Consider the following 12,322-nt stretch of genomic DNA (forward strand, 5'->3'; position numbering starts at 1 on the left):
GGTTAAATACTTTTCAGATACCGTAATAGATGGAATCTTACACTTAACAGTATTGAATCTTACAAATAAATAATTTTTAAATATGCCTTATACTTTTGATTACCAACTCCAAGAAATTGCTGAACCTAAAAAGACGAAACTAAAATTAAATCAAAAAGAATATGAAAAACTCTCTGAACAAATTTTTAATGATCTAGAGGAAGAGATTCAAAGTGCAAAAGATAGAGAAACTGGTTTTCAGTTTAAACTTAAAAAACCTATTGATAGAAAAAGTCAGTTAGATTTAACATTAAGCCTTTTCAGGTACCAGGCCGAATTTAAAAAACAAAAACTAAAAAAGAAGTACAAAAAAAGTATAAAAGAATGGGTGAATTCAGGTAATTCTGCTTCTCGATTAGTGATAGTAGATGCCAATGGATTATCAATGAATAAACTTGCAGAAACTATTATAAATGGGAGTCCTTTAGAGCGTTTATTAATCGTTGGGTTGGATGATACTAAAAGAGCTGTTTTAGAACAATGTTTAAAATCAGAATGGAAAAAGGAATTGTCCAATGCGAAAAAAAATATAGAGCATTTAAGGGAATTAACATCTAGTTCTGAAGAGGTCTCTTTCCATGAGATGATTGATAGACTTGAAATCAAAGATTTATTAGGGCCTAATTTAAGTCAGGAAGATTATGCTATTAATAAAGATACCTTAGCAACTAGACATCCACAGTTTGATGCCAACCTTGAAGATATCTTATTTTATGGGCGAAATGAAGCAGCAGCAAAAGATATAACTTTTTTGGGCAAATCTATTAATGGCGCTATTCCAACTTTATCAATTAAATCAACGCCCTTTACAGAAAATAGTTCAACTGCTTTTACATATGCAGTAAGAGAAAATGTAGATCTTTTAAAATTTATCGCAGACGGACGTTCTCAACCAGATATTTTAGCTTCAAGAAATGGTGAAGAAAATGATAGTGTGCCAAACGTATCTTTAGCGAAACAATATTCGGATTTATTATCTATAGAAGTTTTAACAGAGGAAATGAAAAGGCAAGGTCTTTCTTCTGAAAAGCACCTAGATCAAGACGATATAGATTATTTAAGAAAAACGTTATTTGAAGAGGTTTTATACGAGCCATATATTAGTCCAAAATCTTTGGATACAACAATCTCTGCTGCCGCTTCTATTATGATGGCAACTAAAGCCAGAGAAGTATCTAGTGAACTCATCAAAAATTTATATAGTAAGTATACTTCATCGGTGGTTGAGTTGGCTCACGGTATTGCCAATGTAGCTCGTGATGGTGGAAGTGATCAAATACAAGAAAGCTTAAAAAAAGCCAATGTGTATAAACTATTTTTTCAAAACATATTGAAAAACCTTAGGGAAAGTGGCGTTAATGAAACAGAAGTAACAAAAATAGCCCTTGCCCAAACTACAGATGCGTATCTCTCTGTTGAAAAACTTAACAAGAATATCTATGAGTTAGAGAACAGTGAGGTAGGCGCTGAGGCGTATCGCAATTACGGACTTAGATATACAAATAAAGTACATGATACCAATGAAAAAGCAGTTAAAATTCTAAACTATGCACCCTATTTATTTGGAATAGGAGTCACAGCAGCTTTTGTAGGTACTGCACTATTTTTCCCCCCACTTGCAGTGATACCAGTGTTTTTAATTTCTTCACCCGCCATAAATTTAGCTTTAGATCTTAGCCTAAGATTTCTATCTGCGGCTTCCATGAGACATCAGATGAAAGGTCAAAACCAATATTATACAAAAACGAATGTATCTTTAGCTGAGGCCAATATGAGAAAAAATCAAGCGCACTCAGAAAGGAATAATCTATTATCTAAAAGAACCGATGAATTGAATGAGGTTATTCTTTCTTTAAATCCTTCAGACATAAATCATCAATCACTTGGGAGTATGAAAAAAACAAGTGATCAAAAATTAGAATATCCCTTAAAGCACCCGTCAGGAAGATGGGTTACCAAATATTGGCCTACATCTTTTCCACTAATTTGGAGAAGGACAAAGCTCGATGAAAATCAAATTACTGATTATGCGAAGAAAAAAATTGAAGAAAAAGTAGATTTATTGGTAAAAGAAGACATAGGAGGAACTGGGAAATTAGAAAAGATGGGAAATGTGGATTCTCCATTTGTTGAAAAATATACTAATGAGGTATTTTCAAGTATAGCTCATAGAATTAATTTGAGTAATAAAGATGAATATGATAAGGACTTAGATAAGTTAATCAATTCTGGGGCGTCCAGATCTCGACTGGTCATAGTTGAAGCCCCTAAAGATCTCAAATCTTATCAGCAACTGGCACAGACCATTTATGATGCAAGCCCCCAAGATAGATTGTTATTAGTTGGTCTGGACAGTGATGATAAAAAAAATGCTTTAAAGAAAGAAATGAAAATTCTGATGAGCAAACGTTTAGAATTATCTACTTTAGACCGTGAGGTCGCTGCACGGGAGGTCGCCATTAGGCTAATGTCTTCTTTTGAACTCAGAAAAAATAGAGAGGATTTCAACCTTGAAAATTTCTTAACTCAAGAGTGGAACATTGGCTTTGATAAGAAAGGGCTAAGAAATTTCATCGTGTCATACGTTGCTGGCAATGCTAGCCATCAAGCTTTAACTGATGAACAAAAAGAAAAATTTGTTCAAGATTTCACGAGGCACTTTGCTAAGAGTGAAAAGCAGTTTATTCTCAACTCCCTTACAACCAGTAATTTGATAAAACCTCATCTTTTTCAGAGTGATTTGGATATAAGCATCGATACACTTAGAAGCAACCATCCGCAAATTGATGTGAATGTTGAAGAGGTCTTGTTATTGGGAGAAACTGAAAGCCTTGCTACTAATATTACCAAGTTAGGATTAGGTATTAATAATGGAGTCCCCACTTTTTCAATCAAAACTTCTCCTTTTCCAGATAGGTACATTGGACATTATAAATGTAGCTGTAAAGACAGCAAAACAATCATGAAGCATATTGCTTCTGCCAAATCGGCATCAGAGCTATTGGGCAAACAAGATATTTCAGAATCAGAACATGAGCTTAACCGCTTAGCCCGGATTGAAAATAGTGAATCAATTGCTAGCGATTCCTATGAAAATGTTACGATGTCACCAATATATAGCGAACTTTTTAATTTGAAAGAAATGAAGAATGTGATGCCAATGTTCGGTAATGTTGTGGACAAAGAAGATTTGGAATATATGAAGACTATTTTATTTGACAGCGCTTTGTACGAAGCCAATATGAGTCCAGAGAAATCAACGCAAACCATATCAAAAGCAGAATCTAAAATTAGTGCGTTGTCAGGGAAGTATGTAGCGCGTGTCTTGCCACTAAATATAGTTGGCCAGCCTTATAACATTATTGAAGAACTTAAATATAATAACGCACAAATGGCTCTAGATACGGGTGTGGATTTTGTAAATGAAAAGGTTCAAAATGCTAACCTTTATAGATCTATGTTTGATCAATTGTTACAGAAAAATGTAGATGACCAACTAAATTTTCCAGAAGCTGTTAATAAAGCCTTTAAAGATACTTTTAGCTTTTACCTGAATACTAAAAACGATGAGGATTTGAGTGAGGAAAGAGCGTATGCAACACTATCCAGAGAATTTGCCTATGATATGGTTAACGATGTGCGAACCTCGGCAAAACAATCCAATAAACCTCTTAAAAGGCAATGGGCTTATTCAACTGCAAGCTTTGTTTTGGGTGCAACAAGTTTAGGTTTGGCTATATCGGGGGTAGGTCTTCCTTTAGGTGTGGGTATAGGTCTCACAGTATTTGGGTTTTCATTGTTTGGAAGAAGATTGTTACTTTTAAATAGATCGTTGCGAAATCTAAAAATAACAAATAAACACATTGTTTCAAGATCAAATAGATTGTCTAAGAATGCAACTCTAGGATTTACCGTTTTATTCAATAAAGTAAACACTAAGATGCAAAATGAAGTTGCTCGTATTAAGGGTAACTCTTCTAATTGCGAAAATAGTATTTTACAACAGGAGAAGGAATTAGACGTGAGCGCTAAAGAGATCAATACACAAAAAAACGGATTAGAAATTGCAAGAGGGAGCATAGAAAAATCTGAGGAAGAGATAGAACCGATTCACACCTTTGGTTTTGATACTGAAACCTCTTTCGATACTGTAAAGATGTACGGAGATAGTGACACAAATTTTTTAGATCTAGAAGCGGGCTTAAATTCAGAGCAATTAAATTTACAAGATATCCCTGAAGAACTTAAATCCAATCCTTCTTTTAGTCCAGAGATAGGTACATACATTCTAGAAAATTTACCCGCAGATGCAAAAACACACATGCCCTATGATGAGCTAAATGATGAAATAAAAAAACTATTTAAACAAGCAAGCAACCTTCTAAAATTTAAACCTAAAAAAGAAAACAAACAAAAATCAATGAGAAGAACTAAAAGTTTTTAAATTTTTTACGCAGCTCTTTTAGTGTAAGTAAATAACCTTTATAAGGCATTCAAATCTAGTTCAAGATGCTGCCCGACCTAGGGAATTAGAGGTCCATATTCTTTCTTGACCGTCTAATGTCGAAGCACGGAAAGCAGTTTTTTGGGTAGCTTTTGGGTATGAATAGAATTTGATGGAAGGGAGTTTTTGTATTGAAGCATTTAATAATCAGAACATTTAAAAAAAGAGCCGAGTGATTTTAAATACAGGATTTACGTGTCTTTAGAAGGGGATTTAATTTAAAATAGACTTTAATTCTTCCTGATATTGTTTATTGGCTGTTATTCCGTTATGCGACTGACCTTCTAAAGTGATTAATTGAATTTGAGTATCAAATTGTTTTTTTAGTTTTAAGGAAGAACCGTAATAGATTACTTCGTCTATATCTCCATGGAATACAAAGATGGGCAGTCTGCATTTTTTTAAATATTGGGAGGTCTCAAATTTGTACTTTAGGATGGCTGTTGGAACAAATGGGAGCATGTGCTGCACTAGATCTGTAAGACTGTAATATGGGGCTTGTAGAATGAGTTGTTTAGGTTGATTGTCTGATGCTAACTTTGACGCCAATCCTGTTCCAATAGAATATCCCAGAATAGTGATTTGCTGCTCCTTATACTTGTTCTTTAACACATCGTATACTAGCTGATTATCTTTAAATAATTGTTCTTCTCCATCTATTGTACCTTCACTTTTTCCAAAACCTCGGTAATCTAAGATAAATACATCATAGTTGAGGTCTGTATAAGTCTTGGCTACACTGCCCCACGATTTTAGTGATCTGGCATTGCCGTGTAAATAGAAAATGAGTCCCTTGCTATTAGCTGCCTTAAAGAGTATGCCATGCAATAGGTTTCCATCATCCGTTTTAAAATAATATTCTTTAAAATCCGGATGAAATTGAAACTGATATCCTTTTTCTAATTTTTGAGGATGAAAAATAAGATTCTCTTGAAAGAAGTAGAGCAGTCCGCACATAAACATATAAATTGCAAGGACTATTTTCACAAAATTAAGTAGTGTTCTTTTCATAAAATAGATGGGTCTCTCTCAAACAAATTAGATACCTGCTAGACCTCCTCTAAAATACGTATAGTTTTTTAGTTTGGTTTTTTGATCTTTATCTTTTGTAAAAGAGTTTTATGAAAAATACAATAAGTATTGATGATCACCTTAATTACTGTTTTTTACGTACTCCTATGGCTCAAAATTTGGAGACTTTGGAGAGTAGTTTGTTTAATTAGGTATAGATAAAATTCTCATTATATGTAAATTATTAATAGCAGGGCTAAATAAGGCAAATAACAAACAATAAACGGAATGTTTGATATGTGTACTTCTAATTGTTTTTAAGGCGTTTATTTTGACTTTCTATTTTGAAAATAAGTATAGAAGCTTAATATGATGGCCAAAGATGAAACTATGGTCATTAAAGTACCTGGAATGAAGTTTACATATGCACCTAAATCCAGGAATAGGAAATAACCTAAATCTGCCAGACCACCAGTAATGGTAGCTAAAAAAATAGCGTTTTTATTTCCTTTCCAGATAAAAAATGCACATAAAAGGGTTACAATTCCTATCCATAACAAGTTAAAACCGTGTTGTCCTATTATTGCCCCGGCAGCTTTTGGATATTCCATTTGAACTGTTGCAGGATCAACTACATCTGCAATTCCCGTTATTGATCCAGCAATATCATTAGACATAATAAAATTTATGGTAAAAACGCCGGCCAGTATATGTACAAGTCCCCAAATAATCCATAACACAGCAGAAATTTTTAGTAATAGTGATAGGTTTTTCATTTGAACTAAATTTGTTTATTCAAATATCCAATACAATTATAAGGCGTGCATTAATCTAGATTAAGAAATCAAGTGGTATCCTACCTGAGTCTGTCTCCTTTTATTTTACTTAAAGCTTCGGGTGTTATACCCAAATAACACGCAATCATTTTTTGGGGAACCCGTTGCAGAATTTCAGGATAGGTCTCTTCAAAATGTTCAAAGCGTTCTATGGCAGAATAACTCATAAGCATCACTACTCTTTTTTGTAATACGGCAAGACGTTTAATTATAGGAGCTGCATTTTGACTTTCTCTTTTAAGGTCTTTTGTTAGCACTACAACTACAGAGTCTTCAAGAGCATCTATGTATAAATCACAGGGTATTTCTTTAGGTTGACTATCTGCGATAGTCCAATTTTCTGGTGCAAACATAAAAATATGTTCTTTTCCTTTCTTGTCAATAGTATAACTCCTTAAAAGACCATAGATTACTTGATATACTTTACTATTTAGATCTCCATTTTTTTGTAAAATCTCGCCTTTTTTTACGTTAATACGTTTCAATGTTGGTGGTTTTTCAAATGATGCAACGGTAGTTTCTTCTAAGAATACTAAAGATCTGGATTAAAAATAAGGATTTCTTTTTTTGGATAGGTAAAACTTAATTTTCAATGAAGTTTCGTTGTAGCGAAGTAATTAAGGCTAATAAGTATTGAGCTCTTTTGGGAAATCTTAGAAATTTGTGATATTTTATCATTGAATTATTCTATTTGGCAACTTATAAGACAAGGGCTATACGAATTTAAAAATGAAAAGAACCAGAGCTTAATTTACTTTTGTTCTGTTGCAGATACTTCTAAGGAGATGCTTTTTTAGATTTTTTAATCTAAAGCAACGGGCATGGTAGCATATACTCCAAGAATAATATGTTCTTTTCTGTATAATATTTTTATTTCGGTAAGTGATTCAGAAACGTAGAATTCAGGGGTCTCTTTTAATGACCATTTGGAGCTGTCTAACTTTAAATCTTTCCAATGACTTAAGGATATTTCCTGAAAAGTAGGCTTTAGATTTTTTATCCAGGAATCCAAAGAATCAGCTTCAATTTTTAGTGCTACTTTTATCTTATAATCAGAGGGTGCAGGCAGCATCCCAGTACCGTTATCTTGATACCAAATATGATAGTTTGCATCTACTAAGCCGGCATCCTTTTTAAGGTATTCTTTAAGGAATTGAAGCTTTTCAGTTTTGCTATCAAATTCATAACTATAGGTGTCTGTAGTTCTGTTTTCAGATTGGCAGCTATTTGTAATTATGACGGTTAAAAACCCTATAATTACAACTTTCCAGTTGTTTTTCATAATTTGAATTTATTTAGCACCAAGTTTTATTCATATTTAAGACGAATTTTATCTAAAAGCTTAATAAAGTGTTCTAGACTCTTATAATGCTTAGTGTCTTCATTTCCTTTACAAATGCATATCAGGCGCCTTTATAAAAGAAGATCGTGTTACCGATTCATAAATAAATATAGGGCAAAAAAAGCTATTAAAATAAATAGAATCACAAAGGTTGTGCTATTTGATTTAGATTCCATGAAATGGGAACCTTTATTTGGTCTTAAAGCCATCTTTTTTTTGGAGGAAGCTGAAGTAAAGCTTTGGTTTTTACCTTCATCATAAAAATCAGGATTTCTATCTAAATTATCAGCAATGTCTTTACTTATTTTTAGCCCTAAATTTGTTTGGTCTCTAATGTATTTGATGGCTTGAATTTTTTTACCTTTTCTTAATAGCATCAAAAGTTTTGATTTGTCTAATTGATTTTCGTTTATTTTAATATACATATCTTTTTTTTTGTCAATTGCTATCGGTAAAGAAGTAACTGAAGTTAATTTAACTTATTTGACGATTGTTAGAAAGGTAAAAAAGACTTCTAGTTTTTAAAGCTAAATGCCTTGTTGTTTTATTCGGTATAAATTACACTTTTTTAAGTGCTAATCTTAATTTGATAATATCTGAGATATGCGTATACATAACCATTGGTACAATTGCAGCAGGTAATAAAATGAATGGAAAATAACTAATTGCTCTGTTAGGTTGTTTGACACCAAATTGTTGAAAGGGTAAATCACTAGATAGCAATGCAATGGTTAATATGGTAGTTACCATTATGAGTCCTACAACATTAAATAGCAATAATAATTGGTTACTTAATTTTCCTTTCCAGTAAAGCAAACCAATGATAGGTGCTATGAGGCCCACTAAAATATCAAAATTAAGTCCTTCAAAGGTCATAATTTGCGGAATCATATGATAGGAAAAGAGATAGAACAATACAATTTCAACCGGAAACCTCACACTGTGCAGGAGAGTGCTGTAAAGAAGATTTCTATTTTTCATTATCCAACTAAAATTTCTGGGTAAACAACCAAAAATAATGAAGAGGGTAGTAGGTAAAAAGATCAAAATAAATCTTGGTGGAATAGTGCTTGTATTTCTATAAAAGCCCTTATAAGCTGCTATAGATTGCAGGACACTCCAAATTAGAATAATTAAAGTAATTAAGGTGGGCTTATTATTTGAAAAATGAAAAAAAGCGAGTGTGCTTAAGAAGGTGAGTACAAAAAGTAATTCAATCCAAACAGGAAGATTTTCTATCATAGTTTTAAATTAAAAATTTAAAATACTAAAAGCAATAGGGATTTCCTAGAGCTTCCTTACCTAAAAATATAATACCACTCATCTACTAAGGTTTGAAATTTGGTTTGTTTTTATATTAAGCATCCTTATAAAAAATTAATTTTTCAATATATTGATCCATAGAATGGTCTTGCATGAACTTCTTTAAAGGTAGTTTTAATGCATATGCAAATCTTACAAACCACCCACTATTTTTTTTAATTACCTGTTCATTTAACCAAATTTCATTTCCAACATGATGGTAGAATAGTGGGGGTGTGAATGGAACAATATCAGAACCATTTACTACTCTAATGGTTTTACTGCTGAGGTCGTGATAATATTTTTTAAAACCTTTTAAACCTACGGCAGGTGCCCCAAAAGTTACAATTTCTACTAAATTCAAATCGGAATATTTACGATATTTCATTCTTAACCTTACCGCGAATAAAATAGCTAATGCTCCACCTAATGAATGTCCTGTGATTACTATTTTTCTGCCATTAAATAGATTATTATCTTGAATGTGTTTCCAAACCGCCTGAAGACTCTTGAGTCCGGTGGTTTTATCATCATAGTTAAGAAGGGTTCTTTGAAAACCTCTATGCACCCATATTGTTTTAAAGTTGTGCGGGTTATTTTTGAGAACAACTGGCCTAAATTTAATATTTGAAATAAACCAATCAATAATTTCTCTGGTTCCTCTAAAGGAAATAATTACAGTATCTGCATTCCAGAATATTCGGCAAAAGCCTCTCTTATAAGATCCATGAACAATTTTCTGATGATTGAGCACCTTTTCATTATAAGTTAGTTGATGCTGATTTATAGGACCTTGATAGGTTGCTTTACAAATTTTGGCTAATTCTATGTACCTAGAGATGTTTGACATTTAAAACTGTCTATAATAATTGAATGTTTAAAGATAGGCAAAGGTTTATCATCCCATTTTTTTAAGTGCTTAATTGCATTTTGAAATAGTGCTTGACCAAGTTTATTTAGACACTTTTTTTCTTGTGAGTCCGTAAATTATTTGAACGGGAACAATAATTTGACTTAAAACAATAACAAGCAGCAACACTGTAATAGCTATGGTAAGCCTATTATTAAATTCATATTTCATAAGATCTTCTGAGTAGAATTGAGATAACACCAAGACCATTAAACTGCCGCCAAAAGTCAATACAAAATGTAACCAACTAAGCCATTTAGACAATTTTCGATTTGTTTTCTGCAGGATCCAATATCCAAATCCTATAGCTCCAAAAAGCAGAGAAATCATCAGGGTGAAATGTGAATATGTAAATAGATAATATGTGTCGTAAAAATTAATATCTAATACCTTATTACGACTTAAAAAACCAACGGGCAATACAATTGGAATTGCAAGTAAAAAAAATAGCTGTGGTGTTACAATACGTTTATTCATTTAGTTTATATATGAGACTTTTGTATAACTTCGTTAGAGCCTTTAGGACTATCAATTTATTGAGATGTTTAATTCTTTTTGTTAAATCCATAAATAGTGGTGTGCATACCTGCGATTTTCCATTGACCATTTTCCTTCTCCATAAGCCTTGTTTCTCGTTTTAGACCTCTTAATGAATCCTGTTGCTCAAAACTTACCCATGCACCATTTTCATAAAGGCGGACATCAATATCATGAACTAATGTTGGGATAGGTTCTGGCTCTGGATGCTTCTCAATAAATGTTTTAACAAAATTACTAATCTCTTGCCAACCAATAGACTCTGTAGAACTATTGTCTACAAAGTTTATATATGTTTTTGTGATGGTTGAATCATGAACCCATTTTTCTTTCCAGCTTTCGTAGTCTCTTTGAAATGCAGCTTTGGTTTCGTTATTTAATGTTTCAATAATAGCATTTTTTTCTTTTTCAAAATTCGCAGAACTATTTGCCAGATCGTTTGTTTTATTTTCAATGGTTTTGTTACAACTTACGCCGAATAGCAAAGTTGAGAATACAAAAAACAATAGTTTTTTATGGGTCATGTTTAGTTTTTTTAGATTGTTCATGCCAGTGTTTCTCAAAATAACCAAAGATTTAGATTAAAAATAAAGGATTCTTTAGTATCTAATTGGGTACCATAAATTAAAAGGCCTTGATTTTGAGTATTTAGTTGCTAAATTAATTCTCATTTTTGAATGCCGTTGGTTTCAATTGTATAGAACCTTTCTTTCAGGCAGCACTTGATTTCTTAGATTATAGGGGTAACATCTACCATACAAATTGTAATAAAACACTTTTATGTCCAACTTTGTAACTCAATTAAATTTCCTTCTGGATCTCTGGCATAGACAAAAGTAATTTCGCCAACTCCTTCAATTTCTCTTTTTGTGATTTCTCCACAAGCTTTCCCGCCATTTGCTTTTAGGTTTTGGAGAACTAGCTCCACGTTTTCAACTTCAAAAGCGATATGTCCAAATCCTCTTTTATTGGGAGCTACAAAATTTTGATTTTCAATATGTTTATATTGGTATATCTCTAAAGTTGGGCCATTTTTTCCGTAACCAGGAAGTAGGAGGTGAGTACCTTCTAATTGTGCATTTTTTAAAACAGTTCCTTTTTCAAGCCATTTTCCAGATTGCTTTCTTATTGGTGGCACGATTTTACAATTAAAACTTTTCACGTAGAAAGCTGCAAGCTCTTTCCAATTAGCACTCACTATGTTGGTATGGGCAAATCTCATGATCGTTAATTAAATTTACGTTGGTTAAGATACTATTTAGATAGCTCCTTCATTTTCAAATAAGCAATCTCTACAAGTTCTCTAAATTGTATTTGTCTTGTATGGTTCCATTTTTTACTTGATAGTTTTATGCTACTATTGTTGTTGGATGGTGACCAATTTTAAAATTAACAGAATTTGCAATAAAACACATCTTATTAGCTTCAGTATGCAATTGGTTTGCCTTGGCAATCATATTGGCATCTGTAATTTTTACATGCGGATGTAGCATTACTTCTGTAAACTGTCCGCTTCCATTTTCTTTTTCAGTCATAACTGCGGTGGCATTGTCTACATAGGCGGTCACTATTATTTTATTTGCAGAACATAAATGTAAATACCAAAGCATATGGCAAGTGGCTATAGAAGATAGAAAAAGATCTTCAGGATTGTATTTTGATTTATCACCTAGAAATGAAGGGTCTGAAGAGGCTAAAATTTCTTGATATTTGCCTACTCCATAAATGGTATGATTTCGGCTATAAGATTTATAATTCAAGGTTCCTTCTCCTTGATTTCCTATCCATTCAACTTTTATTTTATACGGATGAGTTTTCATTTTTTTTCAACTAAAGTTTTT

At 32.5% G+C, this 12,322-nt stretch carries 12 protein-coding genes; 1 reads left to right on the top strand and 11 read right to left on the bottom strand.

Going from position 1 to position 12,322, the window contains the following annotated elements; translation table 11 throughout:
- Positions 1-82: 82 nt before the first annotated feature.
- Positions 83-4,483, top strand: a complete 4,401-nt coding sequence (locus WBG07_RS13845; RefSeq protein ID WP_340202115.1) for a hypothetical protein — start codon at positions 83-85, stop codon at positions 4,481-4,483.
- A gap of 273 nt (positions 4,484-4,756) precedes the next feature.
- Here the strand turns inward: WBG07_RS13845 and WBG07_RS13850 are convergent, their stop codons facing one another.
- From WBG07_RS13850 to WBG07_RS13900, 11 genes are all read right to left on the bottom strand, one after another.
- Positions 4,757-5,554 (bottom strand): alpha/beta hydrolase, encoded by a 798-nt coding sequence (locus WBG07_RS13850; protein ID WP_340202116.1) that lies wholly within the window; start codon positions 5,552-5,554, stop codon positions 4,757-4,759.
- 326 nt (positions 5,555-5,880) lie between these two features.
- Positions 5,881-6,330, bottom strand: a complete 450-nt coding sequence (locus WBG07_RS13855; RefSeq protein ID WP_340202117.1) for a hypothetical protein — start codon at positions 6,328-6,330, stop codon at positions 5,881-5,883.
- 80 nt (positions 6,331-6,410) lie between these two features.
- Positions 6,411-6,875, bottom strand: a complete 465-nt coding sequence (locus WBG07_RS13860) for a Crp/Fnr family transcriptional regulator (protein ID WP_340202118.1) — start codon at positions 6,873-6,875, stop codon at positions 6,411-6,413.
- A 317-nt stretch (positions 6,876-7,192) separates the two neighbouring features.
- On the bottom strand, positions 7,193-7,672 hold the full coding sequence (locus WBG07_RS13865) for a hypothetical protein (protein ID WP_340202119.1): 480 nt from the start codon (positions 7,670-7,672) through the stop codon (positions 7,193-7,195).
- Between the two features lie 149 nt (positions 7,673-7,821).
- Entirely contained in the window at positions 7,822-8,157 is a 336-nt protein-coding gene (locus WBG07_RS13870; RefSeq protein WP_340202120.1) for a hypothetical protein, read from the bottom strand.
- Positions 8,158-8,290: 133 nt separating this feature from the next.
- Positions 8,291-8,974: a hypothetical protein gene (locus tag WBG07_RS13875; protein ID WP_340202121.1), complete on the bottom strand. Its 684-nt coding sequence runs from the start codon at positions 8,972-8,974 to the stop codon at positions 8,291-8,293.
- Positions 8,975-9,089: 115 nt separating this feature from the next.
- Positions 9,090-9,884 carry a lipase family protein gene (locus tag WBG07_RS13880; RefSeq protein WP_340202122.1) on the bottom strand — a complete coding sequence of 265 codons (795 nt, stop codon included), beginning with the start codon at positions 9,882-9,884 and terminating at the stop codon, positions 9,090-9,092.
- Positions 9,885-9,986: 102 nt separating this feature from the next.
- A complete protein-coding gene (locus WBG07_RS13885; protein ID WP_340202123.1) occupies positions 9,987-10,421 on the bottom strand; it encodes a hypothetical protein in 435 nt (144 codons plus the stop codon).
- Positions 10,422-10,489: 68 nt separating this feature from the next.
- Positions 10,490-11,005, bottom strand: a complete 516-nt coding sequence (locus tag WBG07_RS13890) for a hypothetical protein (RefSeq protein ID WP_340202124.1) — start codon at positions 11,003-11,005, stop codon at positions 10,490-10,492.
- A 254-nt stretch (positions 11,006-11,259) separates the two neighbouring features.
- Positions 11,260-11,703: a VOC family protein gene (locus WBG07_RS13895; RefSeq protein WP_340202125.1), complete on the bottom strand. Its 444-nt coding sequence runs from the start codon at positions 11,701-11,703 to the stop codon at positions 11,260-11,262.
- Positions 11,704-11,830: 127 nt separating this feature from the next.
- Positions 11,831-12,301: an OsmC family protein gene (locus tag WBG07_RS13900; protein ID WP_340202126.1), complete on the bottom strand. Its 471-nt coding sequence runs from the start codon at positions 12,299-12,301 to the stop codon at positions 11,831-11,833.
- Positions 12,302-12,322: the final 21 nt, after the last annotated feature.

This window comes from Ascidiimonas meishanensis, from assembly GCF_037782385.1.
In the GTDB taxonomy this organism is placed as follows: Bacteria; Bacteroidota; Bacteroidia; order Flavobacteriales; family Flavobacteriaceae; genus Ascidiimonas; species Ascidiimonas meishanensis.

Coding starts and splice junctions, on each gene's coding strand:
- WBG07_RS13845 (WP_340202115.1), top strand. CDS start 83: ATGCCTTATACTTTTGATTACCAACTCCAAGAAATTGCTGAACCTAAA.
- WBG07_RS13850 (WP_340202116.1), bottom strand. CDS start 5,554: ATGAAAAGAACACTACTTAATTTTGTGAAAATAGTCCTTGCAATTTAT.
- WBG07_RS13855 (WP_340202117.1), bottom strand. CDS start 6,330: ATGAAAAACCTATCACTATTACTAAAAATTTCTGCTGTGTTATGGATT.
- WBG07_RS13865 (WP_340202119.1), bottom strand. CDS start 7,672: ATGAAAAACAACTGGAAAGTTGTAATTATAGGGTTTTTAACCGTCATA.
- WBG07_RS13870 (WP_340202120.1), bottom strand. CDS start 8,157: ATGTATATTAAAATAAACGAAAATCAATTAGACAAATCAAAACTTTTG.
- WBG07_RS13875 (WP_340202121.1), bottom strand. CDS start 8,974: ATGATAGAAAATCTTCCTGTTTGGATTGAATTACTTTTTGTACTCACC.
- WBG07_RS13880 (WP_340202122.1), bottom strand. CDS start 9,884: ATGTCAAACATCTCTAGGTACATAGAATTAGCCAAAATTTGTAAAGCA.
- WBG07_RS13885 (WP_340202123.1), bottom strand. CDS start 10,421: ATGAATAAACGTATTGTAACACCACAGCTATTTTTTTTACTTGCAATT.
- WBG07_RS13890 (WP_340202124.1), bottom strand. CDS start 11,005: ATGACCCATAAAAAACTATTGTTTTTTGTATTCTCAACTTTGCTATTC.
- WBG07_RS13895 (WP_340202125.1), bottom strand. CDS start 11,703: ATGAGATTTGCCCATACCAACATAGTGAGTGCTAATTGGAAAGAGCTT.
- WBG07_RS13900 (WP_340202126.1), bottom strand. CDS start 12,301: ATGAAAACTCATCCGTATAAAATAAAAGTTGAATGGATAGGAAATCAA.